At 45.3% G+C, this 16,908-nt stretch carries 16 protein-coding genes; 2 read left to right on the top strand and 14 right to left on the bottom strand.

The genetic code is table 11. The features are described 5' to 3' along the window. Positions 1–182 precede the first annotated feature (182 nt). The 7 genes from DW033_RS17200 to DW033_RS17240 form a co-directional block, all read right to left on the bottom strand. The gene (locus tag DW033_RS17200) at positions 183–1,448 is read right to left on the bottom strand and encodes a PcfJ domain-containing protein (RefSeq protein ID WP_004310303.1); all 1,266 of its coding nucleotides are present in this window, start codon (positions 1,446–1,448) and stop codon (positions 183–185) included. Next, positions 1,445–1,864: a PcfK-like family protein gene (locus DW033_RS17205; RefSeq protein WP_004310304.1), complete on the bottom strand. Its 420-nt coding sequence runs from the start codon at positions 1,862–1,864 to the stop codon at positions 1,445–1,447. Before DW033_RS17205 ends, DW033_RS17200 begins: the two co-directional genes overlap by 4 nt. A 23-nt stretch (positions 1,865–1,887) precedes the next feature. After that, positions 1,888–2,109, bottom strand: coding sequence for a hypothetical protein (locus DW033_RS17210; protein ID WP_005643956.1), 222 nt, complete (start codon positions 2,107–2,109; stop codon positions 1,888–1,890). Positions 2,110–2,120: 11 nt separating this feature from the next. Then, positions 2,121–2,336 carry a hypothetical protein gene (locus tag DW033_RS17215; RefSeq protein WP_005643957.1) on the bottom strand — a complete coding sequence of 72 codons (216 nt, stop codon included), beginning with the start codon at positions 2,334–2,336 and terminating at the stop codon, positions 2,121–2,123. A 7-nt stretch (positions 2,337–2,343) separates the two neighbouring features. Beyond that, on the bottom strand, positions 2,344–2,679 hold the full coding sequence (locus tag DW033_RS17220; protein ID WP_004310306.1) for a hypothetical protein: 336 nt from the start codon (positions 2,677–2,679) through the stop codon (positions 2,344–2,346). Positions 2,680–2,741: 62 nt separating this feature from the next. Next, positions 2,742–3,152: a hypothetical protein gene (locus DW033_RS24730; RefSeq protein ID WP_032588465.1), complete on the bottom strand. Its 411-nt coding sequence runs from the start codon at positions 3,150–3,152 to the stop codon at positions 2,742–2,744. Between the two features lie 659 nt (positions 3,153–3,811). Then, positions 3,812–4,669 carry a GyrI-like domain-containing protein gene (locus tag DW033_RS17240; RefSeq protein ID WP_048927584.1) on the bottom strand — a complete coding sequence of 286 codons (858 nt, stop codon included), beginning with the start codon at positions 4,667–4,669 and terminating at the stop codon, positions 3,812–3,814. A 147-nt stretch (positions 4,670–4,816) separates the two neighbouring features. Here DW033_RS17240 and DW033_RS17245 point away from each other — a divergent pair, with 147 nt between their 5' ends. Next, the gene (locus DW033_RS17245) at positions 4,817–5,467 is read left to right on the top strand and encodes a pentapeptide repeat-containing protein (protein ID WP_048927583.1); all 651 of its coding nucleotides are present in this window, start codon (positions 4,817–4,819) and stop codon (positions 5,465–5,467) included. Here DW033_RS17245 and DW033_RS17250 read toward each other — a convergent pair. From DW033_RS17250 to DW033_RS17275, 6 genes are all read right to left on the bottom strand, one after another. Beyond that, a complete protein-coding gene (locus DW033_RS17250) occupies positions 5,464–5,724 on the bottom strand; it encodes a GNAT family N-acetyltransferase (RefSeq protein ID WP_048927582.1) in 261 nt (86 codons plus the stop codon). The genes DW033_RS17245 and DW033_RS17250 overlap by 4 nt on opposite strands. A 3-nt stretch (positions 5,725–5,727) precedes the next feature. Next, on the bottom strand, positions 5,728–8,967 hold the full coding sequence (locus DW033_RS17255) for a hypothetical protein (protein WP_048927581.1): 3,240 nt from the start codon (positions 8,965–8,967) through the stop codon (positions 5,728–5,730). Positions 8,968–9,098: 131 nt separating this feature from the next. Further along, on the bottom strand, positions 9,099–10,103 hold the full coding sequence (locus tag DW033_RS17260; RefSeq protein WP_008780070.1) for a sugar phosphate isomerase/epimerase: 1,005 nt from the start codon (positions 10,101–10,103) through the stop codon (positions 9,099–9,101). A 23-nt stretch (positions 10,104–10,126) separates the two neighbouring features. Next, a complete protein-coding gene (locus DW033_RS17265; protein ID WP_005864413.1) occupies positions 10,127–11,575 on the bottom strand; it encodes a Gfo/Idh/MocA family protein in 1,449 nt (482 codons plus the stop codon). A 150-nt stretch (positions 11,576–11,725) separates the two neighbouring features. Continuing rightward, positions 11,726–12,508: a porin family protein gene (locus DW033_RS17270; RefSeq protein ID WP_048927580.1), complete on the bottom strand. Its 783-nt coding sequence runs from the start codon at positions 12,506–12,508 to the stop codon at positions 11,726–11,728. A 13-nt stretch (positions 12,509–12,521) separates the two neighbouring features. Continuing rightward, a complete protein-coding gene (locus DW033_RS17275; protein WP_048927579.1) occupies positions 12,522–13,616 on the bottom strand; it encodes a PCMD domain-containing protein in 1,095 nt (364 codons plus the stop codon). Between the two features lie 310 nt (positions 13,617–13,926). Here DW033_RS17275 and DW033_RS17280 point away from each other — a divergent pair, with 310 nt between their 5' ends. Continuing rightward, the gene (locus DW033_RS17280; protein ID WP_011966673.1) at positions 13,927–15,240 is read left to right on the top strand and encodes a Gfo/Idh/MocA family protein; all 1,314 of its coding nucleotides are present in this window, start codon (positions 13,927–13,929) and stop codon (positions 15,238–15,240) included. A 48-nt stretch (positions 15,241–15,288) separates the two neighbouring features. On the opposite strand, the gene DW033_RS17285 is transcribed toward DW033_RS17280, so the two are convergent. Beyond that, positions 15,289–16,809 (bottom strand): DUF4301 family protein, encoded by a 1,521-nt coding sequence (locus DW033_RS17285; RefSeq protein WP_005854486.1) that lies wholly within the window; start codon positions 16,807–16,809, stop codon positions 15,289–15,291. Between the last annotated feature and the right edge of the window lie 99 nt (positions 16,810–16,908).

A 16,908-nucleotide genomic window follows, 5' to 3' on the forward strand; every position in this document is an offset into this window, starting at 1 on the left:
AAGAACTTGTCAAGTTCGTGTTTCTCGGCAAAGTCCTTGACGCTCGCCCTTAATTGCTCCTCACTCTGACAAAGAGTGAGGAGGTTCATAAATTCAAGGAACATCGTGGGGATTTTATCATCCCATAGGAAAACCATGCTTTCAAATCTTACTTCCATAATGTTAGTTGTTAGATGTCGATATTATGCCGCTTTCATCCGCTGGCGGATAAGGTTGGCGTTCTTGTTCACAAGGGCGATGATGCGGTCGTGGTATTCGGAGTTCTCGTTGCATACGCCACGACACTGCACCACCTCAAAAGTTTTTAGTGACACCTCTATCGTTTCAATTCGTTTTCCGTCAATGGTGGCGGATAGGATAAGGGAGTCTTTTCGTTTGTGGTAACCGCCCACACAATGGTGCATCGTCCTTCCTTCCTCTGCCATTTCTTCCACGCTCTCTATGACTTTGACGCAAATAAGGCTGTCGGTAAAGGCAAGTCCGAAGAATATGCCCTTAGCTTTCAGATATTGTTTCTCGTCCTCAATCGCTTTCCTGCGTTGCTGTTCAGTCCGCTCATGTTTCCTTTGCAGGTTGCGCTTTGCCACCAACTTGTCGTGTTCAACTTTGAGGTCGGCAGGGCAAACGTATTTCGGGCTGTTTGTGTCCTTGCCGAAATGACGCAGGAGGTCTATGGTGTCACGCCACATTGAGCCGTCCTCAATAGTATAGCCGTTGCGGATACATATCTTGATTGAAGCCCAATACTCTCCAATATTGAAAGAGTGGTACAGATAGTAGCGCAACATGGGATATTGCCCTGCCTTCAACAGCGTTTCCGCACGGCTGTCCGACAATAATGCCGGTATTAGTTTGGTGGGTACAATGTCGTGGAAATTGCCGTTAAAGCCGTTTCTGCGGAGCGTCGGCAACACCTTATATCTTGGATATATCGGGGAATATGAGATATGGCGGTACGCTTCATTGTCATTGCGGATAGCAAAAGGAGAAGCGAATGAGAACGTGTCGATGTAGCATCCCAATGTGCGTGGAATGGCAACAACAGCCTTACGCCCTTGTTCATTCCACCAATACTGCCCGATTTCAAGGGCATAGGACTTGGCATTAACCCCTTTCTCCATACCCACGACAAGCAAGAACATTCGTAGCACTTGGTATTCTCCGCTTGTGGTAAGGGTTGTGAAATACTGCTTTTGTCTTACCTTGCGCTGATAGGTGAGGCAGACTTTCAAACTTGCTCCACATTCGGGACACGTACAATGCTCGGTCTGCTCCGTCATTACCCAACTATGACCGCAATCCATACAAGTGGTACGACCTTTCGGCAAGCGGTGTGCATAATGCTCCACGCAATTACGGAATGCCCAATTTATCTGTATCGGGGTTATCGGGCGTAGTTTCTTGCTTTGGGCAAGAACTGCTTTTTCAAATTTGTTTCTCGGTTTCATAAGCCAAAATCAAATAATGAGGGTTGAACTTGGGTTTCTGTTTTCGCCTTTGTCGGCTTGGTGCGGTTCTGCAACTTGCGGAGTTCCTCGTCTTGGTATCTGCGGACTGCCTGCTGACGTGCTTCTGCTTTTTCCTCTGCCGTGAGTTCCACAATGTGGTTCACCGCCACTTGGCATTGGATAGGCTTGCCCACCTCAATCTCGTTCTCGTCATAGTAGTGTACTGCTTGTCCGTATATCTCTCCGTCCGTGAAGCCGTTACAACCGCTTTTCTGCACATAGTTCAGAATGTAGGTTACGCAATCGTCAATGTTCTTGGCTGGATTGCGGTAGTTCTTCGCAAAGAGCGTGTCTTCCTCCGCACGTTGTTCCAAATACATCTGTATCGTTCTCTTGAAATGGTCTGTTCCTTTCATATCGCTGTCGTTTTTATGAGTTGTCAAATAGTATGTTTCAAAATCTCCCTCCAATAAATCGGCTCAACCTCGCTCAATAGGAAGTCTATAAAGTCCTTCCGTGCGTTCTTGTTCAGTTCGTGGTAGAGTCCACGGAACACGGACATATTGCCGTTGAGGTATGTTTCCACCATGTACTCGAAGATGTTGCCCACCTCGTAGTATCTGCATTGTTGCTCCACTGTCTTGCTTCTTCTCTTTGCCATGTCGGTAGGGATTAAAGGGTGAATAACCAAAGAATGAAGCCGAAGAACAGGATAACGGAAAGAATAGCCACGATTACCCCTATTGCCACTCGGAACACTCCGTTTATTATCTCTCTGACGATGTACCAAAGGATGCCGGACACCCAAAAGGCGGTGCGCATGATTAGGGTGCATATCGCAAGCCCTATGTATTGCGCCATTTGTCTGAAATTTACCGTTGCTGTCATAGCCGTATCATTTGTTAAGTTCCACGATGCTGTCTATCCTGCCGTATAGGAAACTGCGGAGTGCGGTCTTGTCGGTAGCCTTGTATTCCGCCCAATGTCCATACTGCTTTACAATGTAGGTTCGGAGAATGTCGGAAAAGTCAAACATCCAACCTTGCAAGGGTACTGCGCTCTTGAAATAGGTGTTGCTGTTCACGTTGCGTGTAAGCCAATCCTTTTCTTCTCGGCTCAATTTCTCACCATTGTTCAGTTTGGTGCGAAGTCCGTACACCTTGCTGCCTTGCAGGTTCTCCAAACTTGGTACTTCCCATGCCACGAATTTTGTTGCTATTGCCGTTCTCATATCCGTTTTGTTTTTGATTTTTTGTTTTTTAATGCGGATTCAAGAGCTGAGGGAGTTGAGTTTCAAACTATCTTATCTGCCTCTCGTTTATCCGACATTTTTTTTAATGCGTCTTTCTGTCGCATCGGTCGTTTTCGTTTCGGGTGCTTAAAAAGGTAGGGATTAGGGAATGCAAGGTTTTTCGGAAAAATACTACCCGAAAGGCTGGAGATTTTTCCAGAAAACAGGAGGCTTGACCTTGCTTTCCCGTACAATCCCGGAGTTACCTTTGCACCCAGCACGAAAATGACTGCCTGATGCGGCTCACTGAAAGGCGCGAAAATGGAGGTAAACGGAAGTGGAGGCAGATTAGACAGGAAAACTTCAAAAGAGAAATCCGTGAAAAAGACATCCCCAACAGAAAAGAACATAGCCGGTAGCGTGAAACCGAGCAAACCATCGGCAAGGAAGTATGTTTTTATCTGTTTGGCCAAACGTGTTTGGTCGGATGGATAAAATCATTCTTCCCGGTTTGTCTGCCGTGAGTGACGGCTTGTTCCATTTATGGAATGTGCGGTCATACACGGCTTTCCGCTTCCGGCTCAAAAGGACAACGAAAAAAGAAAAATCGTCAAAACCCCGTAAAAGCACCTCTTTGGCATAAGCACAAAAGAAAGGGGCCTTGTCTCATCAGTCTAAACTATTGTTTAGGCATGAGGCAAAGCCCTTTTCTCCGCTTATGCGGCAGTCGGCACACGTTCGTTCAAAATCTTTTTGGGCGATGGTGTGCTGACGGATAAAATCGCTTTTACGGAAAAACTTGTGTGAGAAGAAAAAATCAGGAGATTCATTTCTAAATCTCCCGTTTTATTGTTACTTTTGCATACGAAGAGTTCTTTGAAGGTTACGCAACGCACAGAAGAATAATGCAGTAGATAACTAACTAATTCGTAACCTATTACTATTATGAGCGATTACCCAATGCTCATTTCCAATAAATTACACTCTTTTCGTAACTTCTAAAAGCAAGTATATAAGTTATCACATCATACAATCGCATCTAAAATATTAAAAATCTTGATTGCCGCTAATTAGACAAGACGGCAATCAAGATTAATTCATTTATTCACTTCAGAAACCTCTCTAGCTCTTATTATTCTACCGCCACATAAATCTGAGTCAATAAATCCTCCGGCTTCGTATTACGAGGATCATTCAAGTAGATCTCGCCGCTAGGCACTTCCCGTAAGGAAAGGCCCATTTCGGGGAGATATTTACCGTAAAGCGTATCATACACAGCCCCTAATTGCTGATAAGTTCCCTTATAAAGAGCGACCATAAAACGCCCTTCCAATACCTTTTTCGTACCAATCTCCCCTTTAGGGCAAACCGCAGGAGCGACTTCCATACAAATATCGGTACGCAGCTTATCCGGTGAGGTCACTTTCGGATCATCATGGTACAAGCAGATCGGTGAAAAACTCAATGGCTGAATGTTTTGCTCCTTGGCGAATTGGAGCAAGCGCATCCAAGTTCCCGGATAATCGATTTCTTTATACCCTCCGTTTAGACGAATGTAGGCTACTTGTTTGCCGGGTAAATCTTTTACCTCGACCTTCAATTCCATATCGGGCATTATTCTATTCGGTTCCATAATTACATAATCTTTATTGTTTCTATATTCATTTGGAGAAATCCCATAAAACTGGCGAAAAACCTTAGACAAAGAAGAGGGTACGTCATATCCTACCTTATAGGCGATCTCCTTGACAGGTATTTCCGTGTAACGCAAAAGCCGAGCGGCCGTCTCGACCCGCATCCTAACGATAAACGTACCAACCGGTTCCCCTAAGAACTCCGCGAAGATCCGATGAAAATGCCAACGAGAGAATCCGGATATCTCCGCCAGCTTATTTAGATCGATATCCTCGCCTAAGTGATTATTTATGTATTCAACCAATACATTGATACGTTGTTGATACTCTGTCTTTGTCGTTGTCTTTATTCGCATGATTCTTAGGATTTCAAGGCAAAAGTAGAAGAATTATCCCGAACACACTTTTCCGATATTGCTAAAATGAACTATAAAGTAAAGATATCGTTTATTCAGCCCAAATCCGTTATCTTTACCATCTAAATTAAAATAGGAAACAATAACATGTTGAAAATAACAACGCCTAGATTGGTAAAAAACTTACGGGAGGATGTGGACTGGATGGATTGTATATCCAGACAAGAGGATGATTTTACAGAATGTTCTTTCAATGGATTATGCGTCGAGGACGTATCTAAACAGAACCTATCCGTTAATTCCTGCTTATTCACCAATTGTGGTTTCATTGCTTGCAATTATCGTAAATCTCAGTTTAGCGATGTGGTATTTAAGAACTGTGACCTATCAAATATAAATTTATCCGGATGTGGCTTTTACCGGGTAGAGTTCATTGGGTGTAAACTTACCGGAACGAATTTCTCCGAATCAATCTTTAATCATACTACCATCCGGGATTGCAAAGGAGATTATGTAATCTTCTCCATGAGCAAACTCCGGAACGTATCTTTTAATCAATGCTTTTTACGAGGAGGCGGATTGGACAATTGCCAATTCACGAACGTAGAATTCGAACATTGTAATTTAGTAGAGGCCGAGTTTCACCGGACCTCTTTGAAAGGGATCGATCTTACTTCCTCCGAGATCGCCGGTATACGTATTGGCTCGATTCCCGGAGGAGAGTTGAAAGGTGCTACCGTAACCTCCTTACAAGCACTGGACATCGCTAGAATATTAGGTATTACGATCAAGGATTAAAACTCCGGATGGCGTTTTAACCACACAACCGCATAGGAACAGGTAGCCAAAGGGCGCAACCCCTGTTTCTTCGCGTATTTATAAGCTGTTTCAACAAGAGTCGCCGCAATCCCACGCCCTTCCAAGTTTTTTGGGACAATGGTATGGATAATGTCCAAGGCATCTCCTCTTAAACGATATTCCACATAGGCTGTCAAGCCGTCTTCTACTACCTCGAAACGATGTTTCTCCGGATAGTGATTTACTGTATATTCCATTATTTATTCTTTTAAAGGTTCTATTTCCTTATTATTTGTATCAATCTCCTCCCGCTTATCCTTCTTTTTATCGAGACCGAAAAAGCGCTTTACCTTCGTGAAGAAACCTGCCACTTTCAAGGCCGCATCCTGTTCTTTTTTCGAGACTCCGACTGATTCCACCAAGGCTGGTCTTAGCATCTGCCATAGATAGTTAAACGTGGAATGATACGGATCTCGCACAATTTCCATATCGACCTTACGCAATTTACTATCTTTTCGCTCCGGATGAGCCGGATTATTATCCCGTAGAACTAAGTTCGCCAATCTCGACAAGAAACCTTTTTGTGTGGTCTCTCCGTCTTTCTCTTTCAATAAAGCCACTTTCAATTTCCGGTACGGGAAGTCTAACCGTATCCGTCCTTTCCGGCTTGAGGCATCCATATGAAAGACCACATCCTGTGCCCAACCGCTCACTACTTCCGCCGGCGCCAGAGGTTTTACGATCTCATTCAAGGAAAGCAGGTCTAGGCTATCCAAACGGGCATCCAATAGAAAGCGGTCGTATAATGAATCTACCGGGAGTTGCCATGTAGCCGTAAAATGCCCCGATCCCATCAGGTTCCCGTCCGCATGCAATCTGATGAATTGCTCCGGATAGGAAACGATATTGGTCAAACCTGAAAATTGGCCATTCATATCGGTAAAATAAAGCTTACCGGGCTTATCACCTTTAACGGGTAATTCCTCATAAACCACGGAGAAATTGGCAACGGAAGCGGTATCTATCTTGAAACGGACCGGAGCCTTTTGCAAACCCTCATAAATCATCGGGACGATATGAGGCTCCACCGGGATCTTCCGGTTCTTTAAGTTTTGTAATAAGACATCGTTTATCCAGAGCCCTCCCACATGTAATTCCTTGGTTGAGAAATATCCGGGAATATCCACGTCGGTCAATCTCACGTTCCCAACCTTCACGTCAAACCAATCTTGATGCTTAGGCTGTTTATAAGCGAATTCCATTTTAGAATAAGGCGAGACTAAATGTACGTGATCCAACCTCAAACCTGACTCTCTCAAATCCAGCCCCCCGATTTTCAAACGGTAGAAGCCGTTATCCAACGGTATATCGATATCCTTCGTCTGTAGCTGAAGATCACCTAATTGAAACGTCTTCTTCTTCAAATCCACAAACACATTCTCCAAAGCCAATTGGATATCCTTTTGGCTCTCAGTCCGCAATATTGTCGTATCCGATCCCCAAGACATAGAAAAATCACCATCGGATAAATCAAATCGGTCAAACCCGATCTGATAGATGCTATTCTTGGGAATCCGGATTCCCGTTAAAGAAATCAATGGGGTTGAAAAACGTATCGAGTCCTTTTTAGCGGCCAGGGTCACATCCTGTAGACGGAAAGAGCCGTTTACGGTGGATAGCGAACCTTTTCTTATAGTCACACGCAGATCCTTTCCCGGTAAGTAGTTATCGAAATCCCGGAAACTAAGACCAAAATGATCATACTTGAAAAACAATTGCCCACTCCGGTTCGTTTGCTCATCCACCAAGAAATTCGTAGCAAAGAAATTAAGGCCGTTGAGTCGGTACCGGGTCGTGTCATTTATCTCACGATCCTCCAATGTCACATTTGCGTTCTGAATCTGGATCTTACGGATGGAAAGATACCGAAGGAAAGGATTTAACAAACTCTCCACATCCACACGGCTATTTACAGATGTGCTTTTCCCTTTATCCGGAGATTCAACGGAGGGCGTTTTATAATAAACCAAGCGAGGCGACCGAACCTTCAGTAAATCTGCGCTAACACCTTTGTCGTACGCCAACCCGTCTATCCGGATCGTATCGATACTTCCCGACAAATAATCATTACGGGAGCGGACCGACAACGGACGTAGTCGCATGCTATCTATATGAAACGAACCTAAGGCCGTATTCATCGCCAAACGCTTGATATCGAACCGATGATTACGAGCCCTCATGATCCCTTGTATATCATTCGCCTCAAACGCAATGGAACGAAAATAATTCAGTTCCTCGCCCGGAGCTACCAAGGAGTCGATCAGAAGACCTTCCGCATGGAAATTAAACTCAGGGATCGAGAAGTCCTCTATCTGCCCTTTCAAGGCTAAGGAATAGTGAAGGGCGGTTCGCTCTATTCGTATTTGATCCACGGATATACTATGTAGTACCGGAGAGATCACATCATATAACGATAAGGCTTGCACCAAAGAATCCACATCGGCATTCGCCTGCTTCTTCTCCCGAGTCAAGTCATACACCTTGATATCCGAAGATTGTATCTCAAAATTACGGGCGGACAAATAGTTCAAGGCTTCTTCCCGTCTAAAGTGAATCCCTTGTATCTCTACGGTTTGCACTTTCCCTTCCAGATAATTCGTAGGTTTCCGATTGGTCTCCCCCCACAATAATTCTTGCGGAAGCAATTGGATTTTTTGGATATAGATAATGGAATCTTGGGTACTGAGGCATATACTATCCGTCTCCAACCTAAAATCATTATTTACCAACAAGGTTTGCGGCTGGTTCGTGACAAAATCGAAGTTATCGCAATACAACAGCTTCCCGCTCCGTGAAGAGGTAGAATCCAACATAAAACCATACGCATGGAAACTTACGTTATTCAACGTATAGATAATCGGCGAGACTTGGTTTTCCACATTATAAGAGATACTGGCATTTTCCAAGTTCAAGGTCTTTACGCTCAGGGCATCTATGTATGGAGAGATCACCTCGTACAAGGTCTTCGATTCGGCATGCTCTACCGTATCTGCCGCCAGTCCGGAAACTAACGGGTTTGATCCGGAAGAGCCGTATACACGAACCTCCGGCGAGCGGATCTCAAAGGTATTGAAATGGAGTTGCCGGTAATTCCATCGCCATACCAAATTAATTCCCTTAAAATCTATCACCTCAATCCGGGTACTTACATAGGTATCGGGCAAGCTATCCAAGGCGGCCCAATGTTCAAAGACCTTAGAGTCCGGCTCCAATGAAATACCCTCTAGCCTTAGCTCTCCCTTGAAGAAGCTAATAGAAAGCTTATCGAAAGAAAGGCGATAAAAACCATCCGTAGCATTCGCCGTACGCTCTATCAGTTCTCTTTTCAGGTACCGCTCCAAACGACCTGTCAGGAAAAGATTCAAAACTAGGAACAATACAGCCAGCGATAAAACAGCGATCACCGTATGTTTCAATATCTTCCTTATCCTAGAACTCATCCTTTCCTTGATTTTTGCGATATAAACTTCTTTTTATAAAAACAAAATAGACCCGTTTATGTTGCCTTTCATCTAATAAAAAAGCCCCGGAGTCTATTAACCCCGAGGCTTACGATCTATCGATTGTTACTTCATTTTACAAAAGGAGCCTTGATCAAATAGTCGGCGCAATCCTTCACACCCGCAAATTGAGTACGTCCGTCCGGCATCTGCTCCAACTCTACGAAATAGTCTTTGATTCCGTTTGCGTACATTTGCTTGAATATCATCTCAAAGTTCATCATACCACTTTGGCCGAATACAGCACGATCCTTGATATGTAATACCTTGATACGATCCGGATGTTTCTGCATATACTCGACAGGATCGTTTTGTCCCATGACAGTCCAATAAACATCCATCTCGAAGTAAACCTTGCTCGGGTCCGTATCTTTCAGCATCAAGTCATAAATTTGGTCTCCGACTTTCATGAAAGCGGCGAAAGGATTTCCTTTCACCTTCTCCTGTTGCTCTTTCGTCGCGACCCGATTGAACTCCATATTATGATTATGATAGCCAAAACCAGTGGCGATACCCTCCGCCTTGATAACATCCGAGGCCTGATTGAAAATATCGCAAACAAGTTTAGCCTCATCGTGCGTAGTAATCGTCGGCATCATCGGCTGGATCAAATATTTACAGCCTAGTTTCGCATGATCGGCAGCCGTAGCTTTCCAATACTCCATGATCTTTGGGGTAACCTCCTTCGAGTATTTGAAAATCATAGCCTTAAAAGGGTCAGAAATAGATGTGTCTACCGGATTCACGTGCGAGCTAATGATCTTCAAGCCAGCGTCTTCCGCCATTTTCTTGAAGTCCATCATAGGAACACCCCCGATAGCGCCTTTACCATAACCCGCCAACTCCAGCTTGGAGTATCCCATATCCTTCACCTTCCGAAGATTAGCGGCCACGTCACCTTTATATAATTCTTGGGATAAAGAATAGATCTGCAAGCCAATCTCTTTGCTGGCATGGACCTCATCCACAACTCCCAACGCAGCGTTCGCCGCATTTACGGAACCGGCTTTACCAGCCAGCAATCCACCAGCGGTAAAGAGAGAGATATTTTTTAAGAAATCCCGTCTGTTACTCATAACATCATTCTATTTAAATAGGCTTATTTACAGAAATAAGGCAATGAATACGGGTTGCGATATTGATACCAGTACAAACGGTGGGAAGCCGCCTCCTTATCATTACCGAAGCTTAATGTAGCCGGGTTCCATTTAACCGGACGGCCTAGCTCACGGGCAATATTCTGTAAACAGCAAAGCGTATTCGTACTGCAACCTACCTCAACCGGTGCGATCGGATTCTCACGTGAACGAACGCAGTCGATGAAGTTCTGCATATGCGGAGCGCTAGTCTCATAATTGCCAGCATCGTTACCCTTCTTTTTACTGTCTTTCAGCTTCTTCATATATTCCTCATACATCTTCTTACGCTCTTCCGGAGTCATCATTCTCGGGCGCTTCTCGATCAAGTTCTTCAGGTCGGAGGGGATCTTAGACTGATCAGAGCAGTTGATGTAGCCACGAGCTACCTCGATCCAACCGTTATCTCCGACAAACTTAATACCCTGCGCATCCGGATTATCCTCCAAATAAGGTTGTTCAGTCATTACGATACCATTCGCATAGCGCATAGTTGAATATTGTGTGCCATTGTATCCCTTGGGCGTAAACTCAACCGGACCAGAACCATCCATACCGATAGCAGCTTGGGCGATATCAAACATATGAGCACCCCAGTCAGCAGTATAGCCATTACCGGTCTCTTGATACCAACGCCATGCACCCCATAGTTTCTCGTTCTCTTCCGGATCCAGAGAAATAGGAGGACATAAATCGGGATGATAATGGATCTTCGGATCGTTCAACGGCCCCATCCACTGATTGAAGTTCAAATTAGCGGGAACCGGCATTTCCGGCAAGCTCAGCGGCGTAGGAGGCTCACCTACACGTGCATATATTTTCTCTATATGACCGATGGCTCCATTCTGAACCATATCGATCGCAGCTTGGAACTCTTTGCTGGAACGTTGCTGGCTACCTACTTGAAGCACACGTTTGTTATTACGTACAGCCTTCACCATAGCCAAGCCTTCGGAGATCGTATAAGCCAACGGTTTCTGGCAATATACGTCTTTTCCGGATTGACAAGAATGGATGGTAGCCAAAGCATGCCAATGGTCCGGGGTAGCGACCTCGATAGCATCGATATCCTTACGCTCCAGCAAATCCTCGTAAAACTCATATTGATCACAACGTTGGTTCATTCCCTTTGAAGCTTGCCATTCAGCGACACGTCTTCTGAAACGCTCTGTTTTCATCGTGTCCACGTCACAACATGCAGCAACCTGTACGCCCGGACATGCGGCAAATCCTTTAAAGTCTGATAATGCTTGCTGACCTAGGCCGATAAAACCTAAAACGACTCGATCGCTCGGAGCGATACGAACGCCATTCATGGCCCAACTGGGAAGAATTGTTAAACTAGCCAATCCTAGTGCGGAAAGACCCAAAAACTCTCTACGGCTTACGCCCTTCTTAGTGTTTTCTTTCATGGTAATTTTGTTAATAATATAAGATAAAATGTAACTTGGTCTGAGAATTATCGCCCCAAAGTTATAAAAAATAATTTATTTCCATAATAATCTTTTAATAAAAAAGGCTATCCTTGTCCGGGATAGCCTTATTTTGATTCATATCAATTCCTAAAACGCATATCCGAAGCCTACGTTCAGATAGATCGGATACATCCCGAAGGTAATCGTATCGAAATCCTTTTGGAAGATATCGTTCAATCCCCATGTCAAGTCAGCGTATACGATAAGGTGCTTAAACGCTTTCCATTCTGTACCGATCTGCGCTCCCCACTGAAACTTTCTTAAGTTATCCGAGAAATCATAGGAAGCACGGTTGTCACCAGAAAACTCCACCTTCGTACCGGTAGGATTGATCTCACGCAGATATCCGTCGTATACGTAGCCGGAGAAGTTCCGGTTTGTAGCGAACGAGACAAATGGTCCCGCCGAGAAACTCACCCGGTTATTCAATTGGTAAAGAGCCACGACCGGTATCGAGAAATAAGAGTTCTCCACTTTCGTCTGCACGCCGCCGGTCCAGTTTCCTTTCAGCTTCTCGCCACCGGAGCCAATGATCTCCATGCTGTAATTCTTAACCGTCGCTTTTGTCTCCATACCTTTATTCTCCAGACGGAGACCGATCATCATACCCCATTCCTTGCTCTCGCCGAACCATTTCTTGATATCGCCCTCTATGGAGACACAAAGCGTAGGGCGATAACTATCTATCGCACGAATCTCACGAGGCAATGGCACCGGAGCGGTTCCGCCGATATTGATACCGGCCTTTACCGTATATTCCAATCCCCTTAGGGAAGACCAGATTATTCCTTGGTTTCTTTCCTGTTGCGCCTTCAACGTAACGACACCCGACAAGCACAGTATACCTATTAATACTATATATCTTTTCATATCCTCTGTTTTTTTAGTTCTCACCGGACTGGATTATCTCAACCTCATCGATCCAAAGCGTGCTACCTTCCGCTCCCTCGAAGACATCACCTTTCAAACTCGAAGAGAAGACTATGGATAACTGATAACCACCTTTCGCCAGCTTATCCTTATCGATCACCTTACCGGGCTTAGCCACGAACGGGATATAGAAACGCATCCACTCATCCGTCTCTTTCTGATCGCTGATCCGGGCAACGGATATCAGGTTCGGGCTTGTCAGCCCGTTGAAACCATCCAAATATTTCACATTCTCATCCGTCTCATAGAAGATGGCGTAGATATCACATTGGTCTTTCTTACCTTTTACCTCCTCGCCATTCACTTTATACGACTCACCCGCTTTATATTTATAATAACCACTCAAGTAAGTCGGCACATGATCGAAAGGACGTCCCAATCTCGTGCCTTTCCTTGCGTCCGGAATAGCGTTCAGCAAATCAAACGTACCGATGAAAAGGTTTCCGGCGGCGATAGGCATACCGAATCCGCTACCGAAACTACCCGTGCTGCGGGTCACCAACTTAGCGCATTTACCGACATATCCGTTATCGTCTTGCATGGTTGGGAAGTCTAAAGGCTCCAATTTATTATTGGTCAAGGCAAATCCGGCATTCCCGCTCGCCCAAGTCACGGAATCTCCATTCGATGTAAAGTCATAGAATATCTGGTAACGTCCATTCTTCGGCTCCATCGTTATATGCTCGAAATGATATTCCGTGCTTACGCCGGAGACGATACAACGCACCGTATAAGTCTTTGTCCAGTGACCATCCTCGGAAGTTACCGTATAGGTTCTCGGCGTCGTAAAATCAAAAGCGGAACCACTAGCCGGAGTGATAGTAGCGCCGGGAGTCAAGGTGAATACCGGGGCTAGGTTTGTAATATCGGCGTCACTTTTCACGGTCAGTGTCACGGATTCGTTGTCGATCTCCGGCTCGGCTTTCAATATATCGCCATCCACCGTACACGACAAGATATCCGCTTCCGCATTGGGCGCCTCCTCCCGGATACATGAAACAGAGATCATCACCATAAAAAAACAGAAAAGCAAATTTCGCAAAGTCATACTCTATACATTATATTATATACAACACATCGCCCTTTTAGGGTGAACATAATGCACAAAGTTAAACTATATTCTCCAATATCGCATCCCTATATCTTTTAATAACTTTTTTTACAAAGACGCAATGGTACATATCCTTACAATACCAACCTTACCGGACAGATATACTTCAAGTACCACAGGATATATACTTCAAGTGCCATAGGATATATACTTCATCGACTAAGTAAGTAGTTAAAAAGCTATTATCATTTGCGATTGTAAAGGATTTCGCTTAATATTGCAAATACTTTAAATCAATAGTAATACCATGACAACTCGAAGAGATTTTCTCCGGCAGACCGCTTTGCTCGGTGCCGGACTTACCATCAGTCCTTTTTTCATTAAAGCCGGGAGCGCTGGTGTGGGCGCAAACGATAAGATAGGCGTCGGGCTTATCGGATGTAACGGCATGGGATTCGAAGACCTGAAAGCGTTCCTTCGTAATCCGGAAGTAGAGTGTATCGCCTTGTCGGATATTGACGAGAACGTATTGAATAATCGGGCGGCAGAGACCGAGAAGATCACCGGGAAGAAAGTAAAGCATTTATATAAAGACTGGCGTAAATTGATAGACAATAAGGATATCGATCTCGTAATCGTAGGTACTCCCGATCATTGGCACTGCCTGCAAATGGTATCCGCTTGCCAAGCCGGGAAGGATGTGTATTGTGAGAAACCGCTGGGAAATAGTATCGAGGAATGTAACATCATGGTACGGGCGGCGCAGAAATACAACCGGGTCGTGCAGGTAGGCCAATGGCAACGTAGCGATCCGCATTGGCAGGACGCCATGCAATTCGTACATAGCGGACAGCTGGGTAAGATACGCACCGTACGTGTATTCTCTTATCAAGGTTGGTGCCCCTCTATCCCCGTCAAGCCGGACGAGGCGGTGCCCGCCGGAGTGGACTATGATATGTGGCTGGGGCCGGCCCCGAAACGTCCGTTCAATCGGAACCGTTTTCATTTCACATTCCGTTGGTTCTGGGATTATGCGGGAGGTTTGATGACGGACTGGGGCGTACATTTACTGGATTACGCATTGTATGGCATGAACGTCACCGCACCGGAGTCTATCATGGCTTCCGGAGGTAAATTTGGTTATCCGGATGACGCTTGCGAGACCCCGGACTTATTGCAAACCATTTATACATTCAAGGACTTCACCGTTATGTGGGATCATGCGATCGGCATTGACGACGGGGCCTACGGACGGAATCATGGCCTAGGATTCGTTGGCGAGAACGGTACCTTGGTGATCGATCGTGGCGGCTGGGAGGTTATTCCGGAAAAGGTAAACGGACAGGCCCGCATGGAGGCTGTTCCCTTGAAGAAGTCATACGGAGAGGGTGGCTTGAATTTGCATGCGAAGAATCATTTGGAATGTATCAAGAGCCGGAACCGGAATTGCAATGCCAGCGTAGAGATCGGGGCGCATATCGCCAAGTTCTCCCAATTAGGGAATATAGCCTATCGCACGGGTAAGAAATTATCGTGGGATGGAAAGAGTTTCCATGATACGGAGGCGGATAAACTATTGTGCAAGGAATACAGGGCACCGTGGGAATTACCGAAAATATAAGGATCTAGTTGTAGGGACGGGGCACGCCCCGTCTCTACAACTGGGTATTTATTGATGTTCGGGGCGTAACAGGTCGTTCACCGTCTTCACGGGGTTGAATGTCTCGATAGGAACTTCTACGAATACCGTGTTCCAGTCGCTCATGGCACCGTTCCACAAGCCCGGCAATTCCAGCGCTTTCAATTCGCGGCCATCCTTGCTCTTATAAGAGATGAAGCCCGTATTCTTATCCACGTAATCCGGCAAGTTGTATTTCTCTCCCTTGTGATTCTTAACGGCGCAAACCAAATCCACGGGATTAAAGTGAGTACCCTTCTCAAACATCGCCTTCTTAGCCGGATCGCTCATATCGATCTGGGAGCTTTCAAGCACCTGCAAGGAAACCGTACCGTCCGGATTCACCGCAAGGAACGGACCGCCACCCGGCTCGCCCACATTCTTCACCATACCGCATACACGCAACGGGCGAAGCAGTTTGCTCTTGATATACAGGATTAACTCGGCGTCTTCCAGTAATTTCGTATCCGGGTTCTTGATACATAGGTCGTCTTGCAAGAAATGAATCATCTCCTCTACCTCGGCATGGGTATATTTGCCGGTCTCGATCTGTTCCAGATATCTGAAGGCTTTCTCCTGCAATGTTACCAAGACACCGGCGATCACCTTCTTGTAGATAACCGTAGAGCATTTGAAGCTATCCGGAACCACGTTATCTATATTCTTGATAAATACCACGTCGGCATCCACATCGTTCAAATTCTCGATCAAGGCTCCATGCCCACCCGGACGGAACAATAACTTATCATTCTTATCGCGGAACGGCGTGTTATCCATAGCGGCCGCTACCGTATCAGTACTCGGTTTCTGGATACTGAAAGAGACATCGTATTTCACAGAGAACTTCTCCTCGTACTCGCCTGATTTATCGGCAACCAATTGCTCGAATAAAGCCTGATGCTCCGGAGATACCGTGAAATGGATATTCACCTCGCCGGCGTTATTCTTGGCGTACATGGCGCCTTCGGCCAAATGTTCTTCCATCGCCGTACGAACCGTATCGGCATATTTATGGAAAAGCAACAAGCCTTTCGGTAGCTGTCCGTAATTCAAGCCTTTCGGCTCCAATAAATTGGATACCACCTCCTTGTACTCGCCCAAGGCTACCAACGCAGGAATATCTTTCCCTGTATTCTCCACGCACTTCTTGTCCAAAGCCTTATAGAAAGCGAATTTCTCGATCTCGCTAAAGAATTTCTTCTCGAAAGCGTTCATCGGTTCCTTATAATCCGCAGAAAGGAACTCGTACAGATTCTTAAACATACGGCTAGCAGCGCCGGAGGCAGGTACGAATTTTACGATTTTCTTGTTTTTAGCCAGATAAGCGTCCCAAGCATCCATATAAGAAGCCTGTTCCTCTTTAGATATTACCATAATACCTTTTTCTACCGAAGCGGAGGCCGCTATCTCAAGGAAAGGGAAACCTTTTACGAAGCAAGCGAGTTGCTCTTCAATCTGTTTTTCGCTGATTCCTTTGGCTTTCAGCTGTTCTAAATCGTTTGCGTTTAACATAGTATAGTATTTAATGTGAATAATCTCATCAGTAACACCACAGGGCACTTATGCGCTATGTGTATCGCAAATGTATAAAATAACCGCAAGATACATGTT

This window comes from Parabacteroides sp. AF39-10AC, assembly GCF_003635405.1.
Classification (GTDB): Bacteria; Bacteroidota; Bacteroidia; order Bacteroidales; family Tannerellaceae; genus Parabacteroides; species Parabacteroides distasonis.